General features: G+C 41.4%; 10 protein-coding genes. 3 read left to right on the top strand and 7 right to left on the bottom strand.

Annotated elements, in window-relative coordinates; genetic code table 11:
* Window positions 1-483: 483 nt before the first annotated feature.
* The gene (locus tag ACPZ3T_RS05760) at window positions 484-1,995 is read left to right on the top strand and encodes a beta-barrel domain-containing protein (protein WP_490274248.1); all 1,512 of its coding nucleotides are present in this window, start codon (window positions 484-486) and stop codon (window positions 1,993-1,995) included.
* 213 nt (window positions 1,996-2,208) lie between these two features.
* On the opposite strand, the gene ACPZ3T_RS05755 is transcribed toward ACPZ3T_RS05760, so the two are convergent.
* Window positions 2,209-2,973 (bottom strand): Rpn family recombination-promoting nuclease/putative transposase, encoded by a 765-nt coding sequence (locus ACPZ3T_RS05755; protein ID WP_490274246.1) that lies wholly within the window; start codon window positions 2,971-2,973, stop codon window positions 2,209-2,211.
* A gap of 371 nt (window positions 2,974-3,344) precedes the next feature.
* On the opposite strand from ACPZ3T_RS05755, the gene ACPZ3T_RS05750 reads away from it, so the two are divergent.
* Complete coding sequence (locus tag ACPZ3T_RS05750; protein WP_490274244.1) at window positions 3,345-4,610, top strand: glycosyltransferase family protein; 1,266 nt, start codon at window positions 3,345-3,347, stop codon at window positions 4,608-4,610.
* Window positions 4,611-5,074: 464 nt separating this feature from the next.
* On the opposite strand, the gene fba is transcribed toward ACPZ3T_RS05750, so the two are convergent.
* Complete coding sequence (gene fba / locus ACPZ3T_RS05745; protein ID WP_490274242.1) at window positions 5,075-6,154, bottom strand: class II fructose-bisphosphate aldolase; 1,080 nt, start codon at window positions 6,152-6,154, stop codon at window positions 5,075-5,077.
* Window positions 6,155-6,734: 580 nt separating this feature from the next.
* Here fba and ACPZ3T_RS05740 point away from each other — a divergent pair.
* Complete coding sequence (locus tag ACPZ3T_RS05740; RefSeq protein WP_490274240.1) at window positions 6,735-8,918, top strand: site-2 protease family protein; 2,184 nt, start codon at window positions 6,735-6,737, stop codon at window positions 8,916-8,918.
* A 144-nt stretch (window positions 8,919-9,062) separates the two neighbouring features.
* On the opposite strand, the gene ACPZ3T_RS05735 is transcribed toward ACPZ3T_RS05740, so the two are convergent.
* The 5 genes from ACPZ3T_RS05735 to ACPZ3T_RS05715 form a co-directional block, all read right to left on the bottom strand.
* Window positions 9,063-9,905: a nitrate ABC transporter ATP-binding protein gene (locus ACPZ3T_RS05735; RefSeq protein ID WP_490274238.1), complete on the bottom strand. Its 843-nt coding sequence runs from the start codon at window positions 9,903-9,905 to the stop codon at window positions 9,063-9,065.
* A gap of 446 nt (window positions 9,906-10,351) precedes the next feature.
* A complete protein-coding gene (locus tag ACPZ3T_RS05730; RefSeq protein ID WP_490274236.1) occupies window positions 10,352-12,355 on the bottom strand; it encodes an ABC transporter ATP-binding/substrate-binding protein in 2,004 nt (667 codons plus the stop codon).
* A 122-nt stretch (window positions 12,356-12,477) separates the two neighbouring features.
* Window positions 12,478-14,199, bottom strand: a complete 1,722-nt coding sequence (locus ACPZ3T_RS05725; RefSeq protein ID WP_490277129.1) for a diflavin flavoprotein — start codon at window positions 14,197-14,199, stop codon at window positions 12,478-12,480.
* 200 nt (window positions 14,200-14,399) lie between these two features.
* A complete protein-coding gene (locus ACPZ3T_RS05720) occupies window positions 14,400-14,912 on the bottom strand; it encodes a phosphate-starvation-inducible PsiE family protein (RefSeq protein WP_490274234.1) in 513 nt (170 codons plus the stop codon).
* Window positions 14,913-15,088: 176 nt separating this feature from the next.
* Window positions 15,089-16,822, bottom strand: coding sequence for a diflavin flavoprotein (locus ACPZ3T_RS05715; protein ID WP_490274232.1), 1,734 nt, complete (start codon window positions 16,820-16,822; stop codon window positions 15,089-15,091).
* Window positions 16,823-17,065: the final 243 nt, after the last annotated feature.

The following is a 17,065-nucleotide window of genomic DNA, read 5'->3' as shown; positions in this document are numbered from 1 at the left end:
TCACTAAGGTATAGTTCCCCAAAACTTGATTCAGCTAACAAACAAATGCTTTGTTAATTTTGGTGACGAAGTTTGAGTCAAGCAGCAATGCCAATTACAGCTAATCTTCAGAGCTTAAATCGGTAAAAATTTGATTTTTATCCATGCTTTTTATTGAAAGCGGCGGGAAACTCCATTTCCTTGTGCGTGGAGAAGGACAGCCGCCCCGCCGCTTGGGGTATAGGGGAGGCAGCCGCGTGGGCGGGTTTCCCGACTTGAGCGGACTGCTGTCATAGGGCATTGATTGCACTTAATCTAAATAATTATTAATCTGTTTTTCTATATCAAATTTATTACCTTATGAAAAAAAAAGTGACAGTATTGATGCTGAAATTAATCATGATTCAAAATGATGAAATCTTTATCTAAATTGTGATTTTCATGAAAAATGATTGAACTGGTAAGGTATAGGGAATAATAAAACATAAATAATATTAATCACTAATGTTAAGCGAACCTAATCCTGATTTTCTTCATCCAGTTCAAAGCGATGAATTTCTATCTCCTGTTAGCCTTTGGACGAATCTTGGTGGCTTGTTGTTACTTTGTACTTTTGGTGCTGTGATTATACTCGCTACATTTACAAAATACAATGTCACAGTTAAAACCTCTGCAACTGTTCGACCTTCCGGGGAAATACGGTTAGTGCAATCAGCGTTAGAGGGAAATATCAAAAATATTGCAGTTAGAGAGAATCAAGTTGTCAAAAAAGGCGATTTAGTTGCTACTATTGATTCTTCTCAACTACAAATTAAAAAAACTCAAATTGTTGGCAATATTGATCAAGCAGAGCAACAATTAATACAGATATATGCCCAAATTCGCTTTCTGGATAGCCAAATAGTTGCAGAAGGCGATCGCAATAGTCGTTTCGTTGTATCTGCACAAGCAGAATTAAACCGTCAACAGCGAGATTATCAAGAAAAACAAATTATCAGCACTACTGAAATGCAAGAGGCGCAAGCTTCTGTGGGAGTTGCAGAATATGAATTGCAAAAAACCCAAGCTGATTTAAAGTCAGCACAAGCAAACCTCAAGTCAAATGAAATTGCTTTAACAGCAGCAAGTATAAGATGGGATAGGTATAAATCCGTAGGTGAAGCGTTATCCAAAAATCAGCTTGAAGAAGCAAGGTTAGGATTTGAGCAGCAACAGCAAATTGTTGAACAGCAAAAAGCAATCGTTGAAGGTCAAAAACAAGCTGTTGAAAGACAACAGCGAATACTTGAAGCATCTATTGCTAGATATAATCGAACATTATCAGGACTCAACCCTCCTCAAGCTTTAATAGTAATTGCAAAGGAAAGAATTGCCCAAGAACGTGCAACAGCTAAAATTAATTTAGCAAAATTGAATCAAGAACGGCAGGTTTTAATTCAGCGTCAAGTTGAAATTCAAACTCAAATTAGTAATGCACAACAAGAACTCAAAAAAGTAGAAGCAGAGTTAGAAAAAACTATAATTACGAGTCCAGAATCAGGAACTATTTTAAAACTAGAATTAAGAAATCCTGGGCAATTTTTGCGTGCAGGAGAATCTATTGCCCAAATTTCCCCCAGTAATGTGCCTATCTTAATTAAAGCCCGTGTTGCATCTAGCGATGTCAGTAAAGTACGAGTTTGTGAATCAGAAAAGATGGTAGATTGTCAACACGGAAAAGTTTTACTCAGGATTTCGGCTTATCCTTACCCTGATTATGGTACTCTCAATGGTGCTGTCAGGTCTATTACACCAGATGCTATTATCCCTCAAAATAATGGCAATTTAACAGTAACACCTTACTATGAAGTGACTATTGAACCTGAGAGACTATATTTAGAAAAAGAAAATCAAAAATATTTCATTCAACCTGGCATGGAAGTTACAGCTGATATTATCTCCAAAGAGGAAACTGTGCTAAGTTTTCTTTTAAGAAAAGCTCGTTTACTAACTGATTTAGGAAAGGGCAAAATATAGTTTCTCGCTTCTGCCTCCTGCCTCTGCCTTTGTTCAGTCATTATTGTAACTTTGACCAAATTCTTTGACAGTGTTCCATCACTAACGCCTGAAAAATTGATTGAGTTGATGGAAGGATATCTATTTTGTATAAATAGAAAATACCTGTAGGACTTTTCAAGTTTAGCTCTCTACTGCCAAATATCTTGATCAATAACCAATTTATGTATAAAGTTACTGGGTTTGAGTGTCTTCTGTTTGAGCCTGTAATTTTTGCAACTGTTCAATAGTTAAACCTGTGACATCAACAATTATTTCCAGGCTAATACCTTTATTAATCATTTTGATGGCAATTTCTTGAGTGTTTTGTTGAATACCCTGCTCAAGACCTTCTTGTAAAATATCTTGGTAAATTACAGATTCGCGCATAATATCACTCCGCAAAATTCTTTTAATCACGTCCTTATTTAATACTAACCCAGATAACACGGCTGTTGATGCAGCAAGATTACTGCGGATTCTGTTGTCTTCGATTGCTTCAATAACTTGAGCCACTTCTTCTAAGGTTCGCGTTTGATTATCGGTTTGGCTTAAAGTTGCAAACGGTAGCAAACCTGGGTAATTGAAAAATATTGCTATTGGCTGTTCCCACAGTCGAATTACGTCAAATCTGTGCCAGCTATTCTCTAAAATAAATTCTGTTTGATAAACTAGCTCAGAATCGCTTGGTTGTAAATAAATTACCACCTGACGCATTTTTTTTTGGGGAAATTTGCGATACCCTCTTAAGCGATAATCATTCATGCGAAAGGGAATATCGACTTTTGGTCTGGTTTGAAATTCTAGATGGAGGACAATTTCATCGGAATGTAACAAAATTAGTGCATCTGCCCGTATGGGTTCGAGGGATAATTCCGATGGACTTAGTTGAGTGAGTGCAATTGGCTCATTCAGCAACCAAGTTGCAAAATCACTAGAAAATGATTGAACGCACCCCATCTAAATCAAAGATTATAGATGGGGATTCATTCGCTAAAAATAGCGTTACCAGAAAAACTGGCGTTCTCAGTGTGCCGTTGGAACTTTTGCCTACGGACACTCTAGTAAAAAAATTAGTAATAATAGCAACAAAACTAGTAATTACTAATATAAAAATGGTCGTGTCTCCAGGCTTTGCCTTTTACCGTACCAACTATATTTTACCACGATCTTGGGTTTCGCTTACCCTACCTAAACAAGTTATAGGTAGGGACTGCGCTCAACATTCTTTGTTCAACCAGGAACTTACAGACGTTATCATACATAGGTTGTAATTTTATCAGTACCCTTTTACGTCCGTAATTTTTTATATAAATGTTTACTTTGAACTTATGGATTTAGTAGATATTCTCATTCTCTCCAATGGCCCAGGGGAAGTAACGACTTGGGTACGTCCAGTAGTCAAGGCTTTACGAGAACAGTTAGGAAATAACCGTGATGAGGTGAGGATTTCTGTAGTTTTGTCACCGTGTCCCAATGCTAGCGGTAAAGAAGCAGCGATCGCCCTTTCTTATCCTGAAGTAGACAGAGTACAATCAGCAGAGCATTTCTGGCAATTTTTACTCTGGGGTAAAACTGTAGAAAATTGGGATTGGAGCGATCGCGGTATCATTATATTCTTAGGTGGCGATCAAATTTTCCCTGTCATCATCGGTAAAAAACTCGGATATCGTACAGTAGTTTACGCCGAATGGGAAGCCAGATGGCATAATTTGATTGACCGCTTTGCAGTCATGAAAGCTGAAGTCGCTGCCAAAGTCTCCCCCAAATACGCCGACAAATTTACAGTCGTCGGCGACATCATGCAAGAAGCGCAATCTTTAGTTTCCCATTCCCAATCCCCAATTCCCAATTCCCAATCACCAATTATCGGTCTTTTACCTGGGTCAAAAGCCGCCAAATTAACCCAAGGTGTGCCTTTAATGCTCAAAATTGCTGAATATATCCACAGTAAAAGACCTGAAATTAGTTTTGCGATTCCTGTGGCAGCAACTTTAGATTTACAGACTATAGCTAGTTTTGCCGATCCTCAAAACAACCCGTTTGTAGAAACGTTTCAATTCTCTAGTGCTGCTTTAGTTTTACCAGAAGACATTAGTCAATACCCCGTACTGAAAACAGATAAAGGATTAAATGTAGAGTTACATCAAGAAAATCCTGCCTATAATTTACTATCCCGTTGTTGCATTTGCTTAACCACCGTGGGAGCAAATACAGCCGAATTGGGTGCTTTGGGTGTGCCAATGGTTGTGTTATTACCTACACAACAACTTGATGCTATGCGTTCTTGGGATGGTTTACCAGGATTGTTGGCTAATTTACCAGGAGTAGGTTCTAGTTTCGCCAAAATTATCAACTGGCTATTTCTCCGACGCAAAGGTTTATTAGCCTGGCCAAATATTTGGGCAAAAGCTGAAATTGTCCCAGAATTAGTAGGTAAACTCGACGCTGAAGCAGTTGGGGAGATGGTTTTAGACTTTTTGACTCATCCAGAAAAATTAGAAGCAATGAGAAATAAGCTTAGAAATGCCAGAGGCGAAAGTGGTGCAGCCGAGAAGATAGCAACTTTGGTCAAGGAGGAGATAGAGAATTTGTGACCAGAGAAAAAAGGATACAAGCCCCTAAATTTATTTATGGAGAGGACAGCATTATAGTGTTTTCTAGCCTGCTGAGGTACAAATCTCTACGTACCTGTCTCTTGAAAAGTTTCCTACGGAGGGAAACCCTCCTCCAGAACTTTTCGCTGCGCTTTACTCCGCGTACCTCTGCGTTTCAAAACATTATCTGCACCTCACTTTATACCAATTCGCACTTCGCAATGGGCTAACGCCCCGCTCCGCTCTAAGCGCAGCTATGCCGCAGGCTTTACGCAATTAAAAAATTCAGATACCATCTGGGTTTCAAGCTTTGCATCTGTTGGTTAATTTTGGAGAATTGGTATTACTCATAGAAAATTACGACAATAAAAAACCGGGAGATTTAACAATTCCCCGGTTGATTTATATTTATATCAAAAACTTTGCAGGAGCAAATAATTGCCCCTATTTATCTTTGACTAAAATTAAACTTTAGCAGCAGCTTTGGTGACAGCGTTCAGTTCGCCTTTAGCATACTTAGCAGCAAAATCTTCAAGAGTAACTTGCTTAATCTTGCTAGCGTTACCAGCAGTACCGAATTGCTGATAGCGTTCAGCACAAACCTTCTGCATATATTTAATGGAAGGCTTGAGGAAGTGACGGGGGTCAAATTCCTTGGGTGCTTTTGCTAAAGCTTCGCGGACAGCCGCAGTGATAGCCAAGCGGTTATCGGTGTCAATGTTAACTTTACGTACACCGCTCTTGATACCTTTTTGGATTTCTTCTACAGGTACACCGTAGGTTTCGGGAATTGCACCGCCGTATTCGTTAATCAAAGCGATTAAATCTTCGGGAACGGAGGAAGAACCGTGCATTACCAAGTGGGTGTTAGGTAGACGACGGTGAATTTCTTCAATGCGGCTGATAGCCAAAATTTCGCCGGTGGGTTTGCGGGTAAATTTGTAAGCACCGTGGCTTGTACCGATAGCTACAGCCAGAGCATCTACTTGGGTTGCTTCTACGAAATTAACAGCTTCATCGGGGTCAGTTAACAGTTGGGAGTGGTCGAGTGTACCCTCGAAACCGTGACCATCTTCAGCTTCACCTGCGCCTGTTTCCAGAGAACCCAAGCAACCAAGTTCACCTTCTACACTTACGCCCAAGGCATGAGCTACATTTACAACTTCACGGGTAACATTAACGTTGTACTCGAAGCTGGCAGGGGTTTTAGCGTCAGCTTCTAAAGAACCATCCATCATCACGCTAGTGAAGTTGTTCTTGATAGCTGAGTAGCAGGTAGAAGGAGCATTACCATGATCTTGGTGCATGACAATGGGAATGTGAGGATAGGTTTCTACCGCAGCCAAAATTAAGTGGCGGAGGAAGTTTTCACCTGCATAGTTACGCGCACCACGGGAAGCTTGTAAAATGACGGGGCTATCTGTTTCTTCTGCCGCCTTCATGATTGCCTGAATTTGTTCCAGGTTGTTAACGTTAAAAGCTGGGATGCCGTAACCGTTCTCAGCCGCGTGATCCAACAACAGCCGCATTGGTACCAACGCCATAGATAGTCCTCCTAATATTGATTTTTTGCTAGTCGGTATGAGACAAGCGTAACTCTTACGCTAATCTTAAGACTTTTTTCAACTTATAGGAAATTATAACTAGTGTCGGGTGTTTATGTTGAAAAAGTTTACGGGATTAATAATCAAGATGCCTTATGCTTGACCGACAATGCTGTAAATGATGTAACGTCAAGGTTTTAGGCTTTGGTAGTCTGTTATGCCAGATTAGGGGTGTGGGGGTGTGGGGGTGGGGTGTTGAGTTTGATGAGATTTACCGATTTTTTATTTATACCGTTTTGGTGTCATCAAATGAGTGATGAGTAATGAGTAATGAGTAATGAGTGATGAGTGATGAGTAATGAGTGATGAGTGATGAGTAATGAGTGATGAGTGATGAGTGATGAGTGGGTGATTTTGGCTCTCGTAGAGTGGGAATACTAAGGATAGTGAAATTTGGGAATTATCTATGTCATACCTGCTTTACCCAATCGCTACCTGTGTTTTACTACTGTTTATCCAATATTTGCTTACTTTTTTACAGCTTCGCAAAGCTAGATTTCAATATCCTAAGTACCAAGTTATGAAAGCGGAGCAAGTGCCGCGTTACTGGCAAGATTTATTGCAGGGTGCGATCGCAGAATTAGACAAGTTGGGCTTTAAGCCATGCAGTTATCTCAAATATCAGCCCATGTTGGCAGTTGATCACCCAACTAATTGGGAAGTTCTCTTATACAATCAAGAGTATAAAACTTACGCCACAATAGTTACTCATCGTTTGGTTGACCCGGTAAATTTATTTGATATTGAATTTTACACTTTTTTTAAAGATAAAACTTTATTGTTAACTGTCAACGGTAAGTCACACGGATTAATTGCAGACATTCCCCATACTATTGTTGAAGATGTTTATACCAGTGAAGTTGCAACTCAATGGTTACATCATCAAAATCAACTCACCCAATTAATTAGGGAGAAAGTAGCTTGTGTTGTAGCACCAGTGGCTTTTCCTCCGGCACTACAAATATATATGAGTAATTATGTCAAGTCTTTGGCTCAAAAAGGTGATATTTTACCTATTAAAGATACGCAATTATGGCAAATAAATTGGTTAACATCTCTAAAAAAACTTCATGGTATTGTTCAAGGTAATAAAAAAGCAGCAGGTATAGTGCATCAGCGCAGACAAAAAGCCAAAACTGATCCTAGTTTGCTCACAGAAATTCCTGTGGAACTGGAAGTTGCAGGTTTTCAATATATGCAGTATATGCAGCAGGGTTTACTAGGTAAACAATCCCGGACTTGGCTATTTTTAGGAAGTTTGGCAGTATTTGCAGCTAGTTCGACTAAATTTCTGAATTTTCAAACTGTGGTGATCTTTATTGTTGTGTTGCTGTTCCATGAAGGTGGACACATACTAGCAATGCGACTTTTTGGTTATCGGGATACTTCGGTTTTATTTGTACCGTTTTTAGGTGCTTTAGCTACAGGACACAAACACGAAGCTACCTTGAGTCAAAAATTTTGGATATCTCTAGCAGGGCCATTACCGGGGTTAGTTTTGGGAATAGTTTTAGTAATGTTGACACCTAAGACTATTAATAGTTTGGCTTGGTTACGAGAAACAAGTTGGATATTAATTTTTCTCAATTTATTAAATTTGTTGCCAATTTATCCTTTAGATGGGGGAAAGATTGCTAATTTGCTGCTGTTTTCTAGATTACCTTTTGCTGATGTGGGATTTAAGCTCATTGGGGTAGTGATTTTTTTGCTTGTAGCGAAAGAAGAACCAGGAATATTATTTTTTTTAATGTTAGTAGCTTTGACTATCCCTGGAGATTTTCGTAATGCTCAAGTCAGTAGTAAACTGCACAAAGAAATCCAGCAAAATGCAGTTAGTAATCAAGATAATCTGCTATATGTGATCTTCAAATCTCTGAAAAAATGGGGCTATGGAAACTTACCCTTCCCGGCTAAATATGCTTTAGTGAAAGATTTAATGCAAAGGTATTACGAAGCTAGTGGTAAGTGGACTACTAGAGTAATACTTGTGATTTGCTACTGTATTAGCTTATTTGGGGGAATGGTTGGTAGTCTGCAAGCAATACTTCCTGGTTGGTTAAATGTTTTACCTTACTTTTTGGCAACTCCCCAGCAGAGGCATGAGCATTTAATTCAAAAAAGACAAGGGCAAATTGATAGTTTGACTGCAACTTTAGATAAAAATCCTAATGATGCCAATGCTTATAAACGTCGTGCTTGGTTACGGATGATGTCTGGGGATGAGGAGGGAGCATTGGCAGATTATAACGAAGTGATTCGCTTAATCCCAAATGATGTTGCAGCTCACCTCAGCCGTGCAACTATTCGTAGGAGATTGCTTGATTATGAAGGGGCTATACAAGAATATAACGAAGTTTTACGGCTGAATCCCAAAAATTTGATTGCTTATCAACAACGCGCCCAAGTACGGAATCTGATCCAAGATTATCGAGGTGCGATCGCTGATTACAATCAAATTATCCAATTAAACCCCAATAATACCTGGGTGTATCTCTGGCGGGGACAAGCAAAACAAAAGCTACAAGACTACAAAGGAGCGTTGATAGATGCCGAGTATATGATTAAGCAACATCCCAATTCTGGTGAGGCTTATCAATTACGTAGTGAAGTCCGGGAGAGTTTGGGAGATACTCAAGGTGCGATCGCTGATCAACAGCTGGCAGATAAACTATTTAAGAGAATAGAGCAAGAAGATCCCAGTTAATCTTAATTTTGGATTTTGCTTTCCCATTCTGGAAATAGCTTTGTGATCACAATCCCTTGGAAGTCCACAAAAAAAGGGCGCAATATTCTGCACCCTGAGAGATGGTAGAAACTAAGTTCCCACCTTTGTCATCTGGGAACGCTGTTAACCGACATCATCATGGGCGAAACGGTTGAAGAGGAAATCTAAGGCGTAGTTACGCAGCTTATAATATTCTGGATCTTCCATGATGCGGGCGCGATCGCGCGGACGAGAAAAAGGAATGTTCATGACTTCACCAATTTTGGCGTGTGGGCCATTGGTCATCATCACTAATTTATCTGCTAAAAATAACGCTTCATCAATGTCATGGGTAATCATTAACACAGTACAGCGATTTTCGTTCCAAATTTTCAGCAGTTCTTCCTGTAATTCCTCTTTGGTAATCGCGTCTAATGCGCCGAAGGGTTCGTCTAAAATTAATACCTTGGGACGTATAGCCAAAGCACGGGCAATAGAAACCCGTTGTCTCATACCCCCGGACATTTGGGTAGGTTTCTTGTCCATTGCGTCACCTAACCCCACCATTGCTAAATGTTCCCGTACAATTGACCGCTTTTCGGCTTCGATTTTGTTGGGGTAAACGGCGTTAACGGCTAGGTAAATGTTTTCAAACGCTGTGCGCCAAGGTAGCAAGGCGTAGTTTTGAAAGACTACCATTCTATCGGGGCCTGGTTTGGTAATGGGTTGCCCTTCTAGTAAGACTTGTCCGGTGGTGGGGGTGTTAAAGCCTGACACCATATTTAAGAGGGTGGATTTACCGCAGCCAGAGTGACCAATGACACAAATAAATTCACCTTGTTCGACGTTGAGGTTTACACCGTCGAGGACGGTAAAGGGGCCTTTTTTGGTGGGGTAAACTTTGGTAACGTCTCTGATTTCTAAGAATGAACTGGTGAAGGAAGATGCGGTTTGTCTGTCTCTGAGGGTTGTGGTGAGGTTTTGCATGGTGATGATGGGGGTGATTTTTTTTTAACGCGGAGGGTGGGGAGGTAAGCGCAGTGAACCAGCGTTGTAGGAGGGTTTCCCTCCGTAGACGACTGGTGAACCCGGAGGGAGGTACGCGGAGAGTGAGCGCAGTTCTGAGATAGATGAACGGAGTAAATTTCCTCGTGAGCGGAGTTCTGGGATAGATGAATGGAGTAAATTTCCTCGTGATTCCAGTTCTGAGATAGATGAACGGAGTAAATTTCCTCGTGATTTCAGTTCTGAGATAGATGAACGGAGTAAATTTCCTCGTGATTCCAGTTCTGAGATAGATGAATGGAGTAAATTTCCTCGTGATTCCAGTTCTGAGGTAGATGAATGGAGTAAATTTCCTCGTGATTCCAGTTCTGAGGTAGATGAACGGAGTAAATTTCCTCGCGGATGATATCTGTCTCTCCTTGCTTGGGTTAAGCTGCCCTTCTGGTGGGTGAGTCTAGAACAACTTCGGCTACGGAAACATCACGTTTAATTTCTAAGTTGTTGAGGTAGGCAATAGGATCGTCAGCGTTAAAGGGTGTACCATCAAATAGTTGAATGGGTTGGCGGATGTAGCTGATATCTAAGCCTAATTCTCTGGCGGCGGTGCTAAATATCCTGACGCTGCACACTCGTTCGACAATTTCCACCCAGTTTCTAGGAAAGGGTGTGTCTCCCCAGCGTGCTAATTGTGTCATAATCCACATTTGTTCGGTGCGACTGGGACGGTTAATGGCAGAATCTGCATAAAATTGATGGTGAGCATACTGCCGCATGGGATGATCTAAACTACAAGTGTTTGTATCTGGATCTTCTAGTTGGATGTAGTCAACATCGGTGCTGACGTAATCTCTACCCGCTAAAATTAGTCTGATTTCTTCGACGTTTTCGGGTTTGGCACAATATTGGCAGGCTTCTAGTAAGGCTTTGGTGAGGGCAATATAAGTATTAGGATATCTCTCTGCCCAGTCTTCCCGCACACCGAGGACTTTACCGGGGTGTCCTAACCACACTTCTAAGTCGGTGGCAATGGTAAAACCTATATCTTCCATAGCGGCGCGGTAGTTCCACGGTTCACCGACGCAGTAACCGTCAATGGTGGCGGCTTGTAAGTCAGCTACCATTTGAGCGGGAGGAATGGTTTTCATGTCTACATCTATGTCGGGATCGATTCCGCCAGCCGCTAACCAGTAACGTAGGAGTAAGTTGTGCATCGAGGCGGGATGCACTACCCCCATGATGTGCCGTTGTTCACGGGTACGCAACAGGTAGTTTTTGAAGTCAGATAAGGTACGTACACCTTGATCATAGAAGCGTTTGGCTAAAGTGATGGCGTTACCGTTGCGAGTCATGGTGAGGGAGGTGACAACGGGGAGGGGTGTGTTGTTGTGTCCTCCCAATGTTAACCACATGGGCATCCCGGAAGGCATTTGTGCGGCATCGATGTAGCCGCCAGCCATTCCATCGACGATACCGCGCCAGCTAGTTTCCCGAACTAAGTTGACTTCATCTAAACCGTGCTTGGTGAAGAAACCTTTTTCTTTGGCAATGGCGAGGGGAGCGCAGGCGGTGAGGGGTAAAAAGCCAATTTCTAAGTTAACTTTTTCTAACCCATGCCGAGCCACATCTGCGGTTTTGCGAGCGCGGATTTTCTTCACTCGTTTTTGCTGGTTGAGGAAGTAAATCATTTCACTCCGCAAGCTGTAGTAGCTGGGGTGTTCTACTACTTCCATGCGTTTGCGGGGGCGGGGGATATCAACTTCGAGGATGTCACCAATTTTAGATTCTGGCCCGTTGGTGAGCATGACAATTCTGTCAGATAACAGCACAGCTTCGTCTACATCGTGAGTTACCATGACGGCGGTAACTTCATTTTCTTCGCAGATTTGCATTAACTGTTCTTGTAAATTACCCCGTGTCAGGGCATCAAGTGCGCCGAAGGGTTCGTCTAATAATAGTAGTTTAGGACGAATTGCTAAAGCGCGGGCGATCGCCACCCGTTGTTTTTGTCCACCCGACAACATCCCTGGTTGTTTATCTGCATGGGGACGTAAACCCACCATATCAATATGTTTTTCTACAATGGCTTGGCGTTCAGCTGCCGGCATACCCCGCATGACTGAATCTACAGCCAGAGTAATATTTTCTCGCACTGTCCGCCAAGGCAATAGAGAATAATTTTGAAATACTACCATCCTATCTGGCCCTGGTTTGGTAATTCTTTGTCCTTCCAAAGTCACCACACCTTCAGTTGGTAAATCCAAACCCGCAATCATATTTAATAAAGTCGATTTACCGCAACCAGAGTGACCAATTAAAGAAACAAATTCACCTTTTTTTATTTGCAAGTCAATACCTTTGAGGGCAATATATTGACCGCCACCAGTCAGATTAAATACTTTATCAATTTGGTCAACAGCAACAAATGTAGGCATGGCAGGTTTTAAATGGGGAATGGGGAATGGGGAACAGGGAATGGGGGCTATAAACAACAGAGCAAACAGTCAAGAAAACTTCACCAACTACGAATTACGAATTACGAATTACGAATTACGAATTACGTTCTATATTCGATAGCAGTTAAGCCTTCATTTTCAAAGACTTCGCCGTTATCCACTACTGCATAAATTAACCATCTGTCACCGCATTTAATTTGATTTTGAACTGTGCATTCTAAATAAGACAACGCCTCAGTGAGAATGAGACAACCATTAACAGCAACTTTTGTAGAAAGATTGATGAAGGGGTTATCTCCTAAAGTGCTTTGGCGGGAAAAATAGCGGCGGACATTTCTGCCTTCTTTGAGAACATTCAGCACAAATTTATTGCCGGGATGAGACATTAAATCTGCGTTTTGTTCATCAGCGATCGCTATCATGATTCCAGGAGGGTTAAAGGTGGCTTGAGATACCCAAGAAGTTAAAACGCCTTTGTGAGTGTCTTCATCACGAGTTGTCACTACACACAAAGAACCTATAATCCGCCCTACGGCTTGTTCAGTACGATCTAATTGGGTTGTTGTAACAGCTTGGCGAGGAGTGCGTATTTTTTTGGTTTTCTTTAAGTTTTGAGCAAAGGTTGCACCTGCTTGTTGACATTGTTGCAGAATTTCGAGTGTAGGAGTGAAGCGGACACGAATTGATGGAAATCCTAACCGATAATTAGCATCTTTGAGTTTGCTTTCTAGTAAATCAATGGCTTCTCCACTCCAGCCGTAAGAACCAAACACTCCAGCTAATTTGGTTTTAGCTGCTGTAGCTAGAATAATTCCTAAAGCCGTTTGAATTTGAGTCGGTGCATGGCCGCCTAAAGTCGGTGAGCCAATGATAAATCCGTCGGTTGCTTCTACAATGCGGGTAATTTCGGTAGAATCTGCTAGTTCACAGTTAATAGATTCGACATTAACGCCATTTTCAATTAAACCTTGAGCGATCGCATTTGCCAAAACGGCTGTATTTCCATAGGCAGAAGCATAAAGCAATGCCACAGTTAATTCTTGAGATTTCTGCCCTTGACACCATTGACGGTAATCATAAGTAAATCGGCTGAGGCTGTAACGCACAATTGGCCCGTGAGCCGGAGCATAACACTTGGCAGGGAAAGCAGAAAACTTGTCTAAAGCCACTTCAACTTGTTTGGCTTGGGGTGCATGGAGACATTCAAAATAATAACGACGTTCCGCGTCTAAAATTTTCCAGTCTTCATCAAATAAAGTATCTTCGCAGATATGTGCGCCAAAAAATTTATCTGTATAAAGAATCTTGGTGGCACTATCATAAGTGGAGAGTCCATCAGCCCAACGGGGAGTAGGTACACTCACAAAGGTGAGATGATGTCCTTGTCCTAAATCTAGAGTATCTTCAGAGCGTACCGCTTGAATCCGTGACTCCCACTCAGGAAAAGCCGTTTTGAGTGCATTAGCCCCAGGGCGAGAACAAATTAAGGTAACTTGCGGCACTTGAGACAGTAATACTTCCAAAGTCGCTCTACGGTTCGGGTTGACATGACCGAGAACAATGTAATCTAAGGTATTGAAATCTAGATGTTGTCTGAGTTCCTGGAGGTAAATTTCTGTAAAAGATTCACCAGGAGGATCAATTAAAGCTTTTTTATCAGCTTGAATTAGATAAGAATTAGCCGTAGTTCCCTTTTGGCGCGAATACTCAACCTCAAATTTTAGTCGCTCCCAAGTCCGCGATCGCAAAACTAATGTATTCTTACCAATTTCAGCAACCTGTACATCTCTTTTACGATTGGTTATTACAGTATTAGTTACCATAGTTACCTCTTTTGATATGGGCATTGGGAATTGGGCATTGGGCATGGGGCATGGGGCATAGGGCATAGGGCATGGGGCATCGGGCATCGGGCATCGGGCATTGTTACTTCCTTGTCTCCCTTGTCTCCCTTGTCTCCCTTGTCTCCCCCTGCTCCCTGCTCCCTGCCCCCCTGCTCCCTGCCCCTCTGCTTCCCCTATAATTAACGGCTATTGGTGTTTACTAATTGAGATTTCGCTCGACTTTTATGGCGTTTAGATACTGCTTGTTCAGGATCAATACCTTCAAAGGTGGGGGGTAGCCAAACTCGCAGAATTAGCAAGACTCCTAGCACTAATAAAAAGGCACAAGTGGCTAAAACCTGAGTCCAATTTGTTTCTAAAATACCTTTAACAATCACTTCTCTTAATGCCGAAACAATGGCAACTTCTACAGCTACCCCAATAGATACTCGATGTTCCTGTAGATAAATAATCAGCAGTCGGAATAATTCAACTAAGATGAGTAAAAACAGAATGTCTGCGGTGACAGCATTAAAATCTAAGGGCGGAAGCAAGGAGAGAAACATATCTCTCACTTGAATTACCATGAAGCTAAATAAACCAATACAAAGACAAATTACGATCACATCTTGGATAAATTCCAAGGTTTTGACAACACGTCCCCGGTTAATTTCATATGTGGGAATTGAGTGTTCTTCAGCAGGATGGTACATGGCTTTTGTGAGGAGAGTGGAGGTTAGTAGGGGAGGGAGGGGGTAGGGGGCAGGGGGCAGGGGGCAGGGGGCAGGGGGCAGGGAGCAGGGAGTAGGGGGCAGGGAGCAGGGAGTAGGGGGGACAAGGGAGACAAGGGAGAATAACTATGCCCTATGCCCTATGCCCTATGCCCAAATTAGTAATGATTCCCGACTTTGCGATGATGAACGGCGGTGAGTGCGTTGACTTCGGCGACTCGTCCAGTTTGAACGGTGCTATAAATTACCCAATGATCTCCACAATCGATGCGGCTGGTAATTTCACATTCCATATAAGCTAGAGCATCGGCTAAAATGGGGGATTGATTGGTGGCAGCCGGGTATGTTTTAATGCCAGCAAAACGATCTGCACCGGGGGCGAAACGCTTGAGGAAATGTTTCATTAATCCTTGATATCTGCCTTCTTCTAAGACATTTAACACAAAGCGATCGCCTACTTGCATTAAGGATACAATGGCTCTGTCTTTAGCAACTGCAATTGCAACTCCCAAGGGGTTTAGACTAGCTTGAATTACCCAGGAGGCTAACATTGCACTTTGAATTTCTCCTTTTTTGGTGGTGATAATATACAATCCTGTACTAATCCGCCCTAGGGCTTTTTCTAGTTCGCTATTGAGAGATTTGATTTGTTTGATTGTGCGATCTCTATTTAACCATTGCCCCATGTCTGTGCCGGCTTCATCACAGAGTTTTTCGGTGATTTCGGTGGGAGTTTGTTTTACTAAAATAGGGGTAAAAGCTTCAATTAATCCCAGTTCTTGAAATTTATTGCGTAAGGGATAAACGGGTTCATCTTCTCCTCCGCCTGATTCTAATAAGCCAATGGCTTGTTTATTATGAGCAGCAGCCAAAATTGTGTTTAATGCTGCTTGAGCGACAACGGAAGACTGGGGAGGCATTCCGATGACTAAACCTGCCGCTTGTGCTACTAACTCTCTGATTTCTTGGGGTTCGGTGTCATTGAGAGCTACTAATTCTACTACCACATCTGTCTTGATAATACCAGAGGCGATCGCTCTGACTAAACTCTCACTATAACCGTAATCTTCAACATAAAATAAAGCTACTAATTTTTCTGTTTTAGCTTGCTCTAAACTCCAGTTTTGATAACGTCCAATCCATTCAGGAATATATTCTTTTAGTAAAGGGCCATGACCTGTGGCAACTGTTCCTATAGGTAATTTCTCAATCCGTTTTAACCCTGCTAATACAGACCGAGAATTAGGTTTCATCAGGCATTCATAGTAATATTTAAAGTCTTCTTCTATGGCGGTGAAATTTTCATCATAAGTTTGATCATCGCAGTAGTGCATTCCCAACACATCACAGGTGTAAAGAATGGTAGTTTTATGATCATAAGTGAAGATTGTATCCGGCCAATGTAAGTTAGGTGCAGAAATAAACTCTAATTCGTGTCCATTACCCAAATCTAGCCGTTCTCCACTTTTTACCAGCATTGATTTAAAGGGCTGGTGAACCATATTCTCTAAAAATTGAATAGCTACTTTCGCCCCAACAACGATAATATTAGGAGCTAATTTTAAAATGTCTTTCACTAAAGCACTATGGTCAGGTTCAGTGTGGCTCACAATCAAATAATCAATCTGATTAATGTCAATTAAACCTGTAATTGTTTCCAGATACAATTCCTCAAACTTACGATGAGAAGTATCAACCAAGGCAACTTTCTCACCCTGAATTAAAAAGGAGTTATAAGTTGTCCCATTTCGTAAACCAAACTCAACATCAAACCGTTCTCTATCCCAATCAAGACAACGAATAGCAGTAGTTTCAGTGGCAATTTCTACCGTTTCAATTGTCAGTCTGCCAGAATTAGATATTGCTTGATTAAGCTGTGTGAGTGTGACCATAATTTTATCCAGAAATATATTATGTAGAGCAAATTTTCTTATCTCTTATGTTTACCTGAAAATAACAATTAGTAAAATGCCAATTTCTAAATGAATTGATTAGTAATTTTTATGATTCATCCAATAGCGGCATCATTATGCTATTGAATGTTGTCCATAAGTTTTATAATGATGAGAAAATTAAATTGTGGCTATCAGTCTTATCAATTAGTCAACAGTTAACAGTTAACAGTCAACTGTTGA

The sequence above is a fragment of the Aliinostoc maniaoense genome (assembly GCF_058172895.1).
Note: the sequence above shows the minus strand (reverse complement) of the source record. Positions and strands in the feature narration are given on the sequence as shown.